The 15,181-nt window shown below is 64.2% G+C and carries 13 protein-coding genes; 6 read left to right on the forward strand and 7 right to left on the reverse strand.

Features of this window, described 5'->3' with window-relative positions; genetic code table 11:
• Nucleotides 1-874 precede the first annotated feature (874 nt).
• A complete protein-coding gene (locus tag AC4D2C_RS04785; protein ID WP_490913087.1) occupies nt 875-2,866 on the reverse strand; it encodes a copper-translocating P-type ATPase in 1,992 nt (663 codons plus the stop codon).
• Nucleotides 2,867-2,908: 42 nt separating this feature from the next.
• Here AC4D2C_RS04785 and AC4D2C_RS04790 point away from each other — a divergent pair, with 42 nt between their 5' ends.
• The gene (locus tag AC4D2C_RS04790; RefSeq protein WP_490913088.1) at nt 2,909-3,202 is read left to right on the forward strand and encodes a hypothetical protein; all 294 of its coding nucleotides are present in this window, start codon (nt 2,909-2,911) and stop codon (nt 3,200-3,202) included.
• Here AC4D2C_RS04790 and AC4D2C_RS04795 read toward each other — a convergent pair.
• The gene (locus AC4D2C_RS04795) at nt 3,199-3,561 is read right to left on the reverse strand and encodes a heavy-metal-associated domain-containing protein (protein ID WP_490914003.1); all 363 of its coding nucleotides are present in this window, start codon (nt 3,559-3,561) and stop codon (nt 3,199-3,201) included. The two genes, AC4D2C_RS04790 and AC4D2C_RS04795, sit on opposite strands and share 4 nt — an antisense overlap.
• Nucleotides 3,562-3,859: 298 nt before the next feature.
• On the opposite strand from AC4D2C_RS04795, the gene AC4D2C_RS04800 reads away from it, so the two are divergent.
• Both AC4D2C_RS04800 and AC4D2C_RS04805 read left to right on the forward strand, forming a co-directional pair.
• Nucleotides 3,860-4,267 carry a four-helix bundle copper-binding protein gene (locus tag AC4D2C_RS04800; RefSeq protein ID WP_490913089.1) on the forward strand — a complete coding sequence of 136 codons (408 nt, stop codon included), beginning with the start codon at nt 3,860-3,862 and terminating at the stop codon, nt 4,265-4,267.
• A 410-nt stretch (nt 4,268-4,677) separates the two neighbouring features.
• Complete coding sequence (locus AC4D2C_RS04805) at nt 4,678-5,316, forward strand: hypothetical protein (protein ID WP_490913091.1); 639 nt, start codon at nt 4,678-4,680, stop codon at nt 5,314-5,316.
• A 59-nt stretch (nt 5,317-5,375) separates the two neighbouring features.
• On the opposite strand, the gene AC4D2C_RS04810 is transcribed toward AC4D2C_RS04805, so the two are convergent.
• From AC4D2C_RS04810 to AC4D2C_RS04830, 5 genes are all read right to left on the reverse strand, one after another.
• Nucleotides 5,376-7,205, reverse strand: coding sequence for an ABC transporter permease (locus tag AC4D2C_RS04810; protein ID WP_490913093.1), 1,830 nt, complete (start codon nt 7,203-7,205; stop codon nt 5,376-5,378).
• 20 nt (nt 7,206-7,225) lie between these two features.
• Nucleotides 7,226-8,278: an ABC transporter ATP-binding protein gene (locus tag AC4D2C_RS04815; protein ID WP_490913095.1), complete on the reverse strand. Its 1,053-nt coding sequence runs from the start codon at nt 8,276-8,278 to the stop codon at nt 7,226-7,228.
• Between the two features lie 124 nt (nt 8,279-8,402).
• A complete protein-coding gene (locus AC4D2C_RS04820) occupies nt 8,403-9,473 on the reverse strand; it encodes an extracellular solute-binding protein (protein WP_490913097.1) in 1,071 nt (356 codons plus the stop codon).
• Nucleotides 9,474-9,804: 331 nt separating this feature from the next.
• Entirely contained in the window at nt 9,805-10,641 is an 837-nt protein-coding gene (locus AC4D2C_RS04825) for a phosphodiesterase (RefSeq protein ID WP_490913098.1), read from the reverse strand.
• Nucleotides 10,642-11,177: 536 nt separating this feature from the next.
• Complete coding sequence (locus AC4D2C_RS04830) at nt 11,178-11,861, reverse strand: histidine phosphatase family protein (RefSeq protein ID WP_490913099.1); 684 nt, start codon at nt 11,859-11,861, stop codon at nt 11,178-11,180.
• A gap of 213 nt (nt 11,862-12,074) precedes the next feature.
• Between AC4D2C_RS04830 and AC4D2C_RS04835 the strand changes: the two genes are divergently transcribed.
• Genes AC4D2C_RS04835 through AC4D2C_RS04845 form a run of 3 tightly spaced genes read left to right on the forward strand, consistent with a single transcriptional unit; the run spans nt 12,075 to nt 15,180 of the window.
• Entirely contained in the window at nt 12,075-13,046 is a 972-nt protein-coding gene (locus AC4D2C_RS04835; RefSeq protein WP_490913100.1) for a glucosyl-3-phosphoglycerate synthase, read from the forward strand.
• Nucleotides 13,047-13,048: 2 nt separating this feature from the next.
• Complete coding sequence (locus AC4D2C_RS04840; protein ID WP_490913102.1) at nt 13,049-14,176, forward strand: glycosyltransferase; 1,128 nt, start codon at nt 13,049-13,051, stop codon at nt 14,174-14,176.
• Nucleotides 14,173-15,180 carry a Gfo/Idh/MocA family protein gene (locus tag AC4D2C_RS04845; protein WP_490913103.1) on the forward strand — a complete coding sequence of 336 codons (1,008 nt, stop codon included), beginning with the start codon at nt 14,173-14,175 and terminating at the stop codon, nt 15,178-15,180. Before AC4D2C_RS04840 ends, AC4D2C_RS04845 begins: the two co-directional genes overlap by 4 nt.
• The last annotated feature ends 1 nt before the right edge of the window (nt 15,181 follow it).

Here is a 15,181-nt window from a genome sequence, read left to right on the forward strand (position 1 = left end):
CGCCGTGGAGGAAGTTGCCGGGCCGCGCACATGGACGCGTCCCGGCCAGGAAAGTGGCCCTGCCACCCCTGAAAAGGAGTGCGTGCGGGCCGCGGATCCTATGTCCGGCTGATACAGAGAAGAGTCAGTGAAGGGGCAGGTGCAGGTCGTGATGCCCTGCCCGGGAAAGGGGGGCCGCGACGGACGACGGTCGAGAGCAGGGCGCGACCGGCAGGAGTGAGCAGCCAGGCGGTGCCGGCGACGATCATCGCCAGCACGCACATTCCGAGCATCATCTCGTCAGCGCAGTCCCCGCCGTGTCCGGCGAGGATCCCACCGTCGGCGGTACCCGACGTCGTACCGGACACAGTAGTCAGAGAAGTATTTGTTGCGGCAGCGTGGACAGCAGCCGCCTCGGCCAAAGCCCCTGCTATTGTCCGGTCAACGCCACCATCATGGGCATGTCCGGGCGCTCCCACCGTGTGTACTGCGGCGCTGTCCGCTGCAGCGACCGTCATGGTGGTCGGCGATGCAGCTGGGGTGCTGATCGGGGTGACGGTGGCGGCGTGGTGGGACGTCGAACCGTGTCCGCCCATCCATGCGTGCATCGTGAGGATCCCAACGATGATGGCCGTCAACCCGGTGAACGTCAGAACGAACGGCACGAAGGAGCGTCGCGCAGTCCGAAGGAAAGCAATGGCCCGTGTCAGCCGAGTCCTGGCCACTGGACCACCCCTTCCCTTGCTTCCTCGATTTCATCGTTTCATTCCAGCCTGACCAGAGGGCGACGCCCATTGGGAAACTCGTTGACCCTGTCATCCGATCCTGTCGGTCAGCGTTCGCGTCACAGGATCATCGGTTCGCGGCCGGTCTGCGTTCATCAGCAAGCCCAACATCACCTCGTGCTCGTGCTCAGGCGGTCGTCCAGCCTGTCGGGGTCGAGGTCGATCCGGCGCAGCAGCTGCGCGTTGAGGGCGACCACGATCGTCGACACACTCATCAAGACCGCGCCGGCGGCGGGGGAGAGGAGGATCCCCGCGAACGCGAGCACGCCGGCGGCCAGGGGGACTGCGAGGACGTTGTACCCGGTGGCCCAGATCAGGTTCTGGATCATCTTGCGGTAGCTGGCCCGGGACAGGTCGATCATCGCCAGCACTGCCCTCGGGTCGTTCCCGGCCAGGACGACGCCGGCCGATTCCATGGCCACGTCCGTTCCGGCGCCGATGGCGATGCCCACCTCCGCCCGGGCGAGGGCGGGGGCGTCGTTCACGCCGTCGCCAACCATCGCGACTCTCAGGCCGCGCGACTGCAGTTCGGTGACCTTGGAGTCCTTGTCCTGCGGCAGGACATCGGCGAACACCTCATCGATGCCCAGCTCCTTGCCGACGACGTCGGCGACCTGGCGCGCATCGCCGGTGATCATCGCGACCTTCACCCCACGGTCCTGCAGGGCCTTCACGGCGGCCCGGGATTCCTCGCGCACCTTGTCCTCGAGCCGGACCGAGCCGATCACGGAGCCGTCGCGGATGACGTGCAGCACCGACGCGCCCCGGTCCACCCATTCCTGCACCTTCCCAGCGATATCGGCAGGGGTGCCCAGTCCGAGTTCCTTGAGCAGGTTAGGGCCTCCCACGGCGACGGCGTACCCGTTCACGGTGGCGCGGACACCGCGACCGGTCATGGACGCGAAACCCGTGCCCGTGTAGCCGAGGTTCGCGGCGTCCGCATTGGATCGTGCGGCGGTGACGATGGCCCGGGCAACCGGATGCTCACTGTCGGCTTCCGCGGCCCCCGCCAGGGCCAGGAGTTCGGCCTCGGTGACACCGTTGACCGTGGTGGTCGCGGTGACGGCGTGCTGGCCCTCGGTGAGGGTGCCGGTCTTGTCGAACAGGACCACGTCGACGGTGCGCATCCTCTCCAGGGCGATGCGGTTCTTGATCAGCACCCCGGCTTTCGCGGCCCGTTCGGTGGAGATCGCGATCACCAGCGGGATCGCCAAACCCAGGGCGTGCGGGCAGGCGATCACGAGGACGGTGACCGTGCGGATGACGGCGTCATCGGGGCTTCCGAGGACCATCCACGCGATGAAGGTCAGGATGCCGGCGCCGAGGGCGAAGTAGAACAGCAGGGCCGCGGCCCGGTCGGCGAGGGCCTGAGCCCTCGAGGAGGAGGCCTGCGCCTCGGCGACCAGGCGCTGGATCCCGGCGAGGGTGGTGTCCGCGCCGACCGCGGTCACCTGCACCCTCACTGCGTTGTCGGTTGCGACGGTTCCGGCGACGATGGTCTCACCGATGGCGCGGGACACGGTGCGGGACTCCCCGGTGATCATCGACTCGTCGAACTCCGCGGTTCCGTCGACGATCCGCCCGTCCGCCGGCACTCGGGCGCCGGAGCGGACGAGGACGACGTCCCCGGTGACCAGGGAGCTCACCGGGACGGTTTCAACCCCTGTGTCGGTGACCTTGTCGGCTTCGTCGGGCAGCAGGGCGGCCAGGGCGTCCAACGCCCCGGCGGCTGAGCCGAGAGCCCTCATCTCCATCCAGTGCCCGAGCAGCATGATGACCACCAGCAGAGCGAGCTCCCACCAGAAGTCCAGGTCGAACCCGCCGATACCCAGCGTGGTGACCCAGGACGCGATGAACGCGACGCTGATCGCCATCGCGATCAGCAGCATCATGCCCGGCTGCCGGGACTTCAGCTCCGTCACCCCGCCTTTGAGGAACGGGGCCCCGCCGTAGACGAAGATGACCGTGCCCAGGACCGGGGCGATCCACATCGAGCCCGGGAACTCCGGTGGCATGTATCCGAAGAGCATGGTGAACATCGGGCTGAACGCGACCACGGGGATCGCGACGACCAGACTGAGCCAGAACTTGTTCTTGAACATTGCCGTGGAATGCCCGGCATGCTCCCCGTGCGAATGGACCTGATGATCCTCATCGACAGCCCGGCCGGAATGTCCCGAATGATCGGTGTGGCCGGTGGGATGCTGTGTTTCGGCGAGAGCGGAGTGGGGGTCTGCCTGGGGCATGGCCTGGCCGTGGGTGGTGTGGGCGTCATCGCTGCCGTTGGCTGCAGCTTCTGTGACGGTGGGACCGGGGGATCCCTGGTGGTGATTGTGGTGGTGTGCGTTGTTCGTCATGATCAAGCCCTTCCGGGGCACCTGAGAGCAGGTATGTTCTGGTCTCTGCAGCGCTCCTACATCAAGCGCTGCAAGGCCTAGCTGGACGCCGGCTGGTATCCGGCGTCGCTGATCGCCGAGGCGACAACCCCGGCGTCGAGGGGTGTGGCGCTGGTGACATGCAGGATGGAAGTGCCTCCGGCGACGAGATCGACGCGCGCTTCACGGACCCCGGTGATCTTCCCGACAGCCCCGCTCACCCTGGACGCGCAGGAGCCGCACGTAAGACCAAGAACCGGGAACGCTGCGGACACGTCGTCGGACGTGATCGGAGCAGCCGGCGCCGCAGCCTCCTGAGGGGCGCAGCAGGAACACCCGGAGGAGTTCTTCTCCGTAACGGGGAGCAAAACGGTGGACGAAACAGTGGATGGAGTAGTTGACGGAGCAGATGTGCCGCACATGGGAATCTCCAAGGAATATGCGAAGGCGTGAGGGGAACCGAAGCGCTGCAGACGGTCACGATCAGTGAGCCCGCCCCAACATCACAACGGTTCCGGCTGTCAAGCCGGGCACCTCACAGGAGGGCCCGACAGCAACAAAGTTATACCCCCCGGGGGTACCTGTCAAGGAGATTCTTCATGGCTTTCACATCGATGAATTCATGGCCGGTGATAGTGAGCGGGGGCTAGCGTGACACTTGGGGCGCCGGTCCCGGATGTCCCTTGACCTTCAGTTGACCGACGGAAGAGGAGCGGAACAATGACTCACATCACCTCCATGCTCGAGACGTACCCGAAGGATCTTGGCGGCATCGACCGGGGGAAGTTGGCCGAATGCATTGCGGCTTGTTTTGAGTGTGCACAGACCTGCACGGCGTGTGGGGACGCGTGTCTGAGCGAAGATATGGTTGCCGAACTCACCAAGTGCATCCGCACGAACGCTGACTGCGCAGACATCTGCACCACGACCGGCCGGATTCTCTCCCGGCACACCGGTTACGACGCGAACATCACGCGAGCTGTCCTGTTGGCCTGCGAAGTCGCCTGCAAGGCGTGTGCCGATGAATGTGAGCAGCACGCGCAGATGCACGAGCACTGCAGGATCTGCGCCGAAGCCTGCCGCCGCTGCGAGAGGGCCTGCCGCGAGCTCGCCGCTACTCTCAGCTGAGCTCGGTCATCGGTGGCTTCCCCCACCCCCCAGCTTCGAGGGGCAGCCACCGAGGAACCTTCTTCGGAAACCCTCACCCGATCACGCCATACGCTCATTCTCAGTGCCCATTCTCGGCGCCCGTGGTCAGCTGTTGACCTCGACGACCTGGCTGAGGAGGCGCGGTAGTGACACTTGAGGTCCTCATCCCAGCTCATGAGAGCGGGCTCTTCCCCTTAGATGGGTAGCCATTCGGGGCCGGCTTCTATTGACAGTCCGATAGAGCGGGCGTAGGTTATCGCGATGTGCGCCCGGACTGGCGGACACGGCGATGCCGGTCCTGTCAGCGGACCAGTCGCCTTCAGGGCATCCGACGCTTATCAGGGCAGGATCCGCGGCAACCGTACTCCTGCCGAACTCAGGAGCCTGAAATGAATACCCAGAACAAGCTGTGCCTTTCCCTCCTCGCCACGCTGTCTCTTGTCGCTGGATCCGCGTCGGCCGCCACCGCTCACGAGGAGGACACCCCTGCACCGTGGCCGCCCCCGGAAACCGACGGGTACCAGCCGGCGCCCGCAACCTACTACGAGGACGTTGTGTTTTCCGCCTGCGGAACCACGATCACTTTGAGGGCTGGGGACGTCCGAGACTCGTACGAGAAAGTTCGGGTGAAGCGTGATGGGACGACGGTGATCAAGCTCCGGGGTCACATAACCACGGATGTGATCGCTGAACCCGGCGGAGATCTGCCGCACGGAGGCTTTCTTGACGAACTCGATAATTCCGGACCCGCGAACATCTACATCTCGGCGGACGGGTTGACCATCAAGGAGAAGATCGGGGGGCCTTCTGTCATCTACCCCGTAAGTGAGACCGACGCCGCGGCGCTGGCCGCAGCGGGTTTCCCTGAGTTCGGCTACTTCGAGGACGGCAAGGTGACCATCAGAACTGTTCTCACCGACGACGAGGCCGCTCTCGAACCCGAATCGACCGAGGTGCTGAAGAACACGACCAGGGATGTGGTCGACCTGTGCCAGGAGCTGAAGGAATCGGCAAAGCATTCCGACTGATACTGCCCATAACCTCCAACGGGCCGAATGAGGACACGCCGGAGCCGTCCAGGTGATTGCTATAGAGCTTTGGAGGGGGCGCTGGGGACAGGCTGGTTCCCTTCGGATGTTGCCGGCCCGAGTGGAAGATGGGCTTGGTTGCTGCTGTCTGCCAGCGGGCTGTTCGGCCCGGTGCTGACTGTGGGGTGACCTGGTCGGCGCTTTCCTTGCCTGCGCCTTCCGCCCCGGCCGTAGACGAGGTACATCGTCAATCCCATGAGGATCATGAGCAGGACGGTGTAGACGAAGGTGTTGGCGATCGCGTTGACGTCCGCTCCGCCATCTGTGTTGGCTTTGATCTGCAGTCCGAGGGGCTGGTAGAGCGGGTGCGCGAGGAAGACGGCGGTGTCGTAGTCGTCGAGCTGGCTGTTGAAGTTCAACGCGGCGATGGCGGCGGCGGTGGGCAGCACTGCCGGTAGGAGGATCCGTCGGAAGGTGTAGAGCGCGCCCGCGCCCATGATGGTTGCAGCTTCCTCCATGGAGTCATTGACCGAGGTGAATGCGGCCTTGAGCATGCGGAGGGTGAAGGGGATCTTCACGACGACGAAGGCGATCAGGAGAATCACGGTCGTGCCACTGAGTACTGCTCCGCCAAGCAGCGGGTTGGGCTCGTCGTAGGTCATGACGAGCCCAAGGGCGATCATGGCAGCCGGCAGGATCCAGGGGATGTGCAGCAGGTACTCGAAGGTCGAGGTGATCCTCGTGCGGTACTTCTGGATGATTCGTGCAACGAAGAGGAGTCCGCCGACGGTGATGATCGCGGCGAGACCGCTGTAGACGATGCTCACGATGAATGGGCGTAGCGCCGATTCCTGGGAGAGAACGCGGGCGTAGTTCTCTAGGGTGAATCGGTCCGGTGCCAGGACTCCGGTGCTGATGGCGGCGCTGTCCATGAAGGAGTAGAGCAGGATCAGGAGCAGTGGCGAGATGTAGAGGAAGAACAGGAGGTAGGCGAGGACGTGCATGACGATGTTCACCGGGCGGTTCCTGATGGTCTGCTTCTGCAGTGGCGCCGATACCTTCGCCACCGAGTAGTAGGTTCCCCCGCGTTCCAGGCGCGTCATGATTGCGAGCATCGCGATGGTCGCCACGCCCAGGATGAGTGCCAGAAGCGCTGCGATGTCACGTGAGGTGGACGTGTTCGCGAAGGTGAGGATCATTGGCGTGATGGTCTGGAAGTCCTCGCCCCCGAGCACCTGGGGTGCGCTGAGGGCACCGAGTCCGGTGAGGAACGACAGGATGGTGACTGCGAAGAGCGTCGGTTTCAGAACGGGCAGGACCACCCTGCGGAGCGTCGTCCAGTCCGAGGCGCCCATGTTCCTGGACGCTTCGATCGTCTGGAAGTCGACATCGCGGATCGCGTTGCCGAGAAAGAGAAGATGGTTCGTGGTGGTAGCGAAGGTCATGACGAACAGGACTGCGAAGAACCCGCCGAACCACTCCCGGTCCATGTCGGGGAAGTAGTTGGCCACCAGTTTCGTGACGATCCCGTCGGCGCCGTAGATGAACTTGTACCCGGCCGCGAGAACGATTCCCCCGAACAGGAAGGTCGTCGCGTACCCCAGCCAGAGAATCTTGGAGCCGCGGATCCGGAAGTACTGGGTGACCAGGACGACGAAGATACCCACGATGTTCACCGTGACGGCGAGGACGACAGCGAGGAGGAAGCTGTTCGCCAATGATTTCATCGCCCGATCGGAGGACAGCAGCCGCTCCACAGCTCTGCCCGTGAACTCGCCGCCGGGGAAGAACGTTTCGGCGAGCAGGTTCAGGTTCGGCCAGAGCAGGAACGCTGCGCTGAACCAGGTCAGAACCAGCATTGTCACGATGACCAGGGGCGACCTGAACATTCGCGAGCTCGTCCCGCGGCTCACGGTGCTCCCTGGTACTGCAGGATGTGCGCGGGATCGACGTGAAGTTGAACGGTGTGTCCTATGTCCAGAGCGGGAGCCCCGGTTTCCTTGACCAGCACCTTCACATCCGAATCGTGGCTTCGCACGGTGTACCGGCTGTGCTGGCCGTGATAGCTGCGTGCGATTACTTGGCCTTCCACCGAAATGGTGTGGCCGTCCGCCCCGGAAGCGCTTCCAAGGATCGCGCCCCTGCCAGCATCGATGAACGGTTTCTCCACCCGGAGGTAGGAGAGCTGATGCGGATCCAGTCGCTTCCCCGAGGTCGAACTGACGCGAGAGACGAGGTCGGGGCCGAGTTTCGAGCTGTCCCCGATGAAGTTGCAGACGAACTCCGTGGCGGAGCGTTCGTAGATCTCCTGCGGGGTGCCAACCTGCTCGACCTTGCCCTTGTTGAAGACTGCAATGCGGTCACTCATCGTCAGGGCTTCATCCTGGTCGTGCGTGACGTAGACCGTGGTGATGCCGGATTGAACCTGGAGCTCTTTCAGTTCAACCCTCAACTGCTGTCGCAGCTTGGCGTCCAGGTTGGACAGTGGTTCGTCCAGTAACAGGATTTTGGGTTTGAGGACCAGCGCCCGCGCAATCGCGACGCGCTGCTGCTGACCGCCGGACAGTTCGGAAACATTCTTGTCGAGCTGGTCCTCGGTGAGGTCCACGCGGCGCGCGATGTCGCGTACCAGTTCTGTGCGTTCACTGGCGCCGGTCTTGCGGACCTTCAGACCGAAAGCGATGTTCTCCCACACACTCATGGAGGGGAACAGTGCGTAGTTCTGGAAGACCATTCCCACTCCCCGCTTGTCGCTGGGAAGGGCGGTGACCTTTCTCCCGTCGATGTGGATGTCGCCCGAGGACGGGCTCACCAAACCGGCGAGGGTGCGCAGTGCGGTCGTCTTGCCACAGCCGGATGGTCCCAGCAGGGTGAAGAACTCGCCTTCTGACACTTCGAGGTTCAAGTCACTGATCGCCGTGAAGCTTTCGAAGGTGACGCTTATGTTGTCGAAGCGGATCATGAGGTTTTCCTTCACATGGGAGGTGGAGAGGCGCGCAGGGTGCGCCACCAGATCTGAAGGATCCAGATGGCGCACCCCATACCTGAGGTAGAGAGTGTGGCTGAGAGGGCCACCGCGGCACCCGTTAGGGCATGTACTCGAGCTCGATCTTTTCGATCCAAGAGCCGAGATTCTCCTGAACGAAGGCCCAGTCGATGTCCTGCCGGGTGAACTGCAAATCGAACTCGACAGTCTCTGGCTTAGCGCTCTTGAGCGCTGTCTCGTTGACCGGCAGCGAGTTGAACTGGGTTGCCCACTCACCCTGGACGTCACCACTGCCGAACCAGTCGATGAACTCCTTGGCCTTGTCCTGATTGTCCGAACCCTTGACGAGGGCTACCTGCTCGATCGCGTAGGGGACACCGTCTTCTGGGCTCACCACACCGGAGGTCACACCGTAGGCTTCCTCGCGCCCGGGGATGGAAGAGGAGGGCATCTGGCCGAAATCGACCTCACCCTCGGCGAAACGGGCGAAGAGATCCAGGTCCGTTACAGCAGGAACACCGTTCTGGAAGTACTGTTCGATCTGCTGCCAGCCCTCGTCGCTCACCCCGAGGTCGCCGGACTCATCCTTGTACCGGCTGAGGATGCCGGCCATGACGAGCTGGGTGGTTGCCGCTCCCATGCCGCTGACTCGCTCGTAACGGTCCTTGTACTCATCCTTGGACCACAGGTCCGTCCAGTCCTCAGGCGCGTCAGCTTCAGACACCGCGTCTGCGTTGTAGGCCAGAACGATCGCCTGCTCGACCAGAGGCCAGTACGCCTTCTCGTCTCCGGGATCGGCCAGGGCTTCATCCACTTCCGAGGACCACGCCGGCGTATACGGTTCGAGGACATCCTCGCTCTTGAGCTGCTCGTAGTACACGTTGTTCAAGCCGTAGACGACATCAGCCACCGGGTTGTTCTTCTCCGCGACCAGCTTGTTCGTTGCGTCCCCACCACCGGCCCCGACGATCTCGATGTCGAATCCGGCAGCCTCGGCCTTCTCCTGCAACCACTCACCGCGTCCTTCGGAGTTGGAGTTCGTGTAAATGACCAGGGGCTCACCCGCACCAGCCGTAGAGCCGGACTCACTTTCAGGTGACGATCCTCCACAGGCAGTCAGCAGCAGGGCTGCTGAAGCGGTGAGAGCGACGAAGCTTATTCTCTTGGACACGAAAAACTCGATTCCCTAGTAGCGACACTGCTTGTACCAACCTCGCACAAAAGTGGGCAGGATGCTTGCTTTTGAGCATCAATGTAACGCTCCACAGTGTCTCCACCTGATGAACAACTACGGGAACAGTCTTGAACGCGAGGTTAACGTGCCGAGCACCTTCAGTATTTGTGTGCAGCTCATTACTAAGACCACCCAGTGGTACTGCCTAGGCATAGTTGATGCGCGACGACTTTCTGTAATCGCTCGGGGACAGCTAGGCAGTGGTTATGTGCGCAGATAATCGGACCGATTCTTGGAGCCAGTGCTGACCTAGAAGCCCTCACATCACTCAGGCGATCGTCACGCCGTGGGCTTCCAAGCGACGCCGTGTCTTCTCCCGTGGGACGACCTCGCCCACCGAGGTGTGGCGGCCCGCGGGCACCACGGAGTGGACGATCGTCTCCTCGTAGACGTGCACCAGGTTGTAGGACTGCGCGCCGCCCCGTCCGCGGGTGCCGCCGCCGTCGAACAGCAGGTCCTGGGTGTAGCAGGTGGCGCTGGCCACCGAGACCGGGACGCCGGCGAACATCGCCGTCGTCGAGTAGTGCAGGTGGCCGGCGAGGATGGTGCGCACGTCCGAGCCGCGCACGACGTCGGCGAGGGAGCGCTGGTCGCGCAGCTCCACCAGCACGGCCAGGTCCTGCACGCTGGGCACGGGCGGGTGGTGCAGGGCCAGGATGGTGCCGTGCGGTGCCGGCACCTCCAGCTCGCCCGCGAGCCAGCGGAGCTGGTCCTGGGTGAACTCGCCGTGGTGGTGGCCGGGGACGGTGGAGTCCAGGGTGATGATCCGCAGGCCGTCGACGAAGTGCACCGCGTCCACGGGAGTGTCCGCGCGGACGGACGGGTGGTCATCGAGCAGTCCCGCCCGGAACGCGGCGCGGTCGTCGTGGTTGCCCATGGCCCAGATGACCCGGGCTCCGAGCCGGGCCGCCGCCGGGTCCACGATGGCCCGGAGTTTCGCGTACGCGCCGGGCTCTCCCTTGTCGGCGAGGTCACCGGTGAAGACGATGGCCTGCGGCCGGGCGCCCGAGGCCTCGAGGTCCTCGAACACCTCGCGGAGCCGTTCCTCGCTGTCCACCGCCCCGTACAGGGGCCGGTCACCGGCGATCAGGTGCGTGTCGCTCATGTGCAGGATGAAGTGCTGGGGCCGAGGATGCTCTGCCGTCCGGGGGACCATGGAACCTACTCCGATATCCGATGCGCCTTCGCTAGCTTGCTTTCTATCAAAGCAGAACACGGCCCGACTCCGAAATGCTCGGCACATTGTCCCCTGATGTGCGACTCGGGGATATCCGAGATGCGTCATGTCGTCATTCTGACGCACAAACCTCGAGCGCGAGCACTCCTGAGGCGAAACACGGCGAGGCAAGTGTTCGAGACAAGGGGTGCCCTGTAATTATGGGGGAGGGTAGGCCCGGCATTCGACCCGTCAGCCTGCCGTGAAAAGCGTCGACCGTGGGTGTTCATGCATCGCCATGCACAACCAGAAGGGATCTCCGCCTGTTGCGGTCGCTATGGAAAAGAACAAGTACTGGAAGCCCGGAAAAGTTATCTGGTCATACCTGACCGGGTTCTTCCCTACCGGGCAAGTATCCTGCATCTGCCGCTGAGGCGCTGCCTCCTGAAAGAAGGATTGGCCGGCGCAGCGGCTCCGGTCTGGTTCTATGTGTCGTGCGCGGCCGGCATGTCGTCGGCCAGCGGCACAGACGTAGTGGGCAGGGTTTGTGCGTTGAAGTCGATAATCTGCCAGCCGCGGTCGGGGTGTTCTTCCAAAACGGTCCAGGCACAGTTGGCCATGCCGGCGAACATCTCGCGCATGTGTGCTGGGGCGTCGAAGAAGGCCAGTAGTCCGCTGCGCAGGGCTGCCCCGTGTCCGACCAGCACACCGGTGCCGCCGCCGTGTAGGGCTCGAGCTGCCTCCACCATCACGGTCTTCATCCGCTGGTTCACCTCCGAGGGCAGTTCGGCGCCGGGAACCCGGTAGTTCTCTTCGGTGAAGAACTTTCTATGAACGTCCGGGTGCTGCTGCCGGAACTCGCCGAAGGTGGTGCCTTCCCGGATACCCACGTGGTATTCGCGGAGCCGCTTGTCCAACACCGGTTCCAGACCGGTCAGTCGGGCCAGTTCGGCGGCGGTATGCCGGGCGCGTTCCAGATCGCTGGACCAGATGAAGCGGGGCTTGAAGGTAGCCAATAGCTTCGCGGCCTGCTGTGCCTGGCGGCGACCGGTTGCATCGAGGGGGATGTCTGCGTGGCCCTGTGCTTTCTCCAGCACGTTCCATTCAGTCTGCCCATGCCTCCACAGCACCAGACGTGGAGGGGTTCCGCTGGCCCGTGTCTGGCGCATCAGTTCTCCTCAGTGCCGTTGGTTTCCCCCAGGCTTCCGGCCATGATCCGACTCTGATCCAGGCCTGCGCCGTCCCGATTGAGGCGGCCTCCGGTCACGGACCGCCGGGTTCTTGATCTATTCCCAAGGGCTTGGCGGAACCGTAGGCTTCGACCTGATCCTATCCATAGACGGGTTGGGGTCTACCGGGACGCTTGGCGAGAGGAAACCGGCATGCGGGCAGAGGTTCAGGATTGGTATTCGGTCCGGAGCTTCCGGGGGAGCGTGTTCGACCGGCAGGACCTGATGGCGCGCAAGCAAGGTCAGCGGGTCAGTGTGGTCCTCCCGGCGAAGAACGAGGCAGCAACTATCGGGTCGATCATCACCGCGTTGCGCGCCGAGTTGATGGAAGAGCTGCCCCTGTTGGACGAGATCATCGTGATCGATTCGAACTCCACGGACGATACCTCCGCGGTGGCGGCGGCGGCTGGAGCCACGATCGCTCACCAGGACCAGATCCTGCCGGACACCGGATGTATTCCTGGCAAGGGCGAAGCGCTGTGGAAGTCCCTGGCGATCGCTTCGGGCGACATCATCGTGTTCATCGATGCAGACCTGCGGGGATTCAACGCGCAGTTCGCGGTCGGTCTGCTCGGTCCGCTGCTGACGGATCCGCAGATTCACTTCGTCAAGAGCTACTACGACCGCCCCCTCGACGACGGGGTGAAGGTCATGCCGGCCGGGGGTGGCCGGGTGACCGAACTCGTGGCGCGTCCACTGCTGAATTTGTTCTGGCCTGAGTTGGCGGCGGTCGTCCAACCGCTGGCCGGGGAGTACGCCGGGCGCCGCAGCCTGCTCGAATGCATACCGTTTGTCTCCGGCTACGGAGTCGAGATCGGCATGCTGATCGATGTGCTGGAAACGGTGGGCCTGGACGGTATGGCCCAGGTGGATCTCGGAGAGCGCCGTCACCGCAACTCGACCGATGGGGAGCTGGCCAGGATGGCGATGCAGATCCATCTCACCGTGCAGGCGAGACTTCACCGGCGCGGGCTTGCCCCGGCTGCCCCCCGCACCGTGGAACTGACGCAGTTCCTGCGGAACGGGGAGAATTACATTGGTGACACCGCCGTCATCGGGGTGTCCGAACGCCCGCCCATGCTGGACATCGGACAGCACTGGTCCCTGACCGGCGACCGGGCCTGAGCGTGCGGGTTCTCGTGAATGCCGGCCCGTGGCTGCCCGTCCCACCCGCCGGTTACGGTGGCATCGAAACGGTCATCGCCACCCTGATTCCCGAACTGCGCCGGGCCGGTGTTCATGTCACGCTGGCCACCGTCGGTACCAGCACGATCGAAGCCGACGGCTACCTGTATCCGTTGGCCGGGCCGCAGTTCGCCGCGATTGCCCGGCCCTACAACCAGGTTTCGGGTATCGCGCACGCCCAGATGCAGGGGATCGTTCAGGCCATCTATGACGGTGGCAGCTGGGATCTCGTCCATGATCATCTCGAAGTCGTGGGACCTGCCGTCTTCGCTGCGATGGGTCCGGCCGCCCCCCCCGTGCTGCAGACCCTGCACTGGGATCTGGCGAAGCATGGCGCGTTCTATGAATCCTTCGACGGTCGTGGTCGTGTCCGGTTCGCCGCGGTATCGCAGTCCCAGCTGGACCGCGCACCGGAGGCACTGCGGCGCCAGGTCATCGGTGTCGTCCCGCTTGCGGCCCCGCCGGCACTGGAGATTCGGGCGGACAAATCAGATCATGCCTTGGTGCTGGCTCGCATCACCCGGGACAAGGGGCAGGATGCGGCCGTGCGGATCTGCCGGCAGGCGGGCTTGCCGCTGATACTCGCCGGGCCGGTTGGCGGTATCGATGATCCCGCTGAGCTGGATCGCCGTCTCGCGTCCGGTGACGCCCAGCTGGCATCCCACCCCGATGTCATCTACTTCCAGGACGAGCTTCGTCCGCTGCTCGACGGACACAGGTACCGGTGGATCGGGGGTGTCGGCGGCGAAGCGAAGGAACGCGTTCTGCGTTCCGCCCGGGTACTCCTGGCGCCCAACCGATGGGCCGAGCCCGGAGCGACAGGGGTGGTGGAAGCCCTGTCACGGGGCGTTCCCGTCGTTGGGACACCGTTAGGGGTGCTGCCCTCGTTGGTGCAGCACGGCCGTACCGGGTTTCTTGCCGCCGAGGAACCGGAGCTGGCGGGGTTCCTGCAGAAGCTGGACAGTATTCGTGCCGAGGACTGCATCGAGGCAGCGTCCGTCTGGACGCCGGAGGCGATGGCCGCAAGCTACCTGCATCTATACGACCAGATTCTTCAGGAGGCTCCGTGACGGTGAAAGTAGCTCTTATCGGGGCCGGTTCCGTAGGGCAGCGCCATGCGCGCACCCTGCAGCAGCTCGGCGTCCGGATCACCAGTGTCACCGACGCCCTTCCGGAGGCGGCGGAGAAATTGGCCCGAGAGCTGGACGCACGAGCCTTCACCGACCCCGATATTGCGCTCGACCTTACGGATGCCGATGCCGCCTATGTCTGTGTTCCTCCCTTCGCGCACGGTTCGGGTGAGCGCGCCGCGCTCTCCCGGGGCCTACCTCTGTTCGTGGAGAAGCCGGTCGGCCTGGGCCGGGAAAGCGCGGAGGAAATCGGAGTGCTCGTCGAGGCTGCCGGTGTAGTGACCGGCACCGGATACCACTGGCGCTGCGCGGACACCATGGAGCACGCGCGCGATCTGCTGGCGGAGGCGCCTGCCCTGTTGGCCAGCGGCTACTGGCTCGACAAGCGCCCGCCGGTCCCGTGGTGGGGTCGGGTGGACCGCTCCGGGGGGCAGGTGGTGGAACAGCTGACCCACGTTCTGGACGCTGCCCGTTTCCTCCTCGGCGACGTCGTCGAAGTTTATGCCGCCGGCATCCGCAGTGCGCCGGAAACCGACAGGCAGACAGCTGGCAGGGCCAGCCAGGAATCCGATGACGTCGACGACGCCACGGCCGCTACGATGCGCTTCGCCTCCGGAGCGGTGGCCACGCTGGCCGCGACGTCCGTGCTGGCCGCCAAACATCGGGCTGCTCTCCATACGGTGAGCCGTGGCCTGTACCTGGAGGTATCCGAAGCCGGCCTCAGCAGCTTCAACGGCATCTCACGAACGGATCGGGAAAGCGCGGAGGACCCACGGGTAACGGTGGACCGGGAATTCATCGAAGCTGTCCGAGGTGAGCGGGAAGCCACACGCACTCCCTATGCTGAGGCCCTGGGCAGTCATCGGCTTGGCTGCGCCATCGCTGATTCGGCCCGCACCGGACTGCCGGTGAGGTTGCCCCAAGAGCGGTCCGCGGGGCAATAGT

The organism is Arthrobacter sp. TJ-240 (assembly GCF_058269195.1).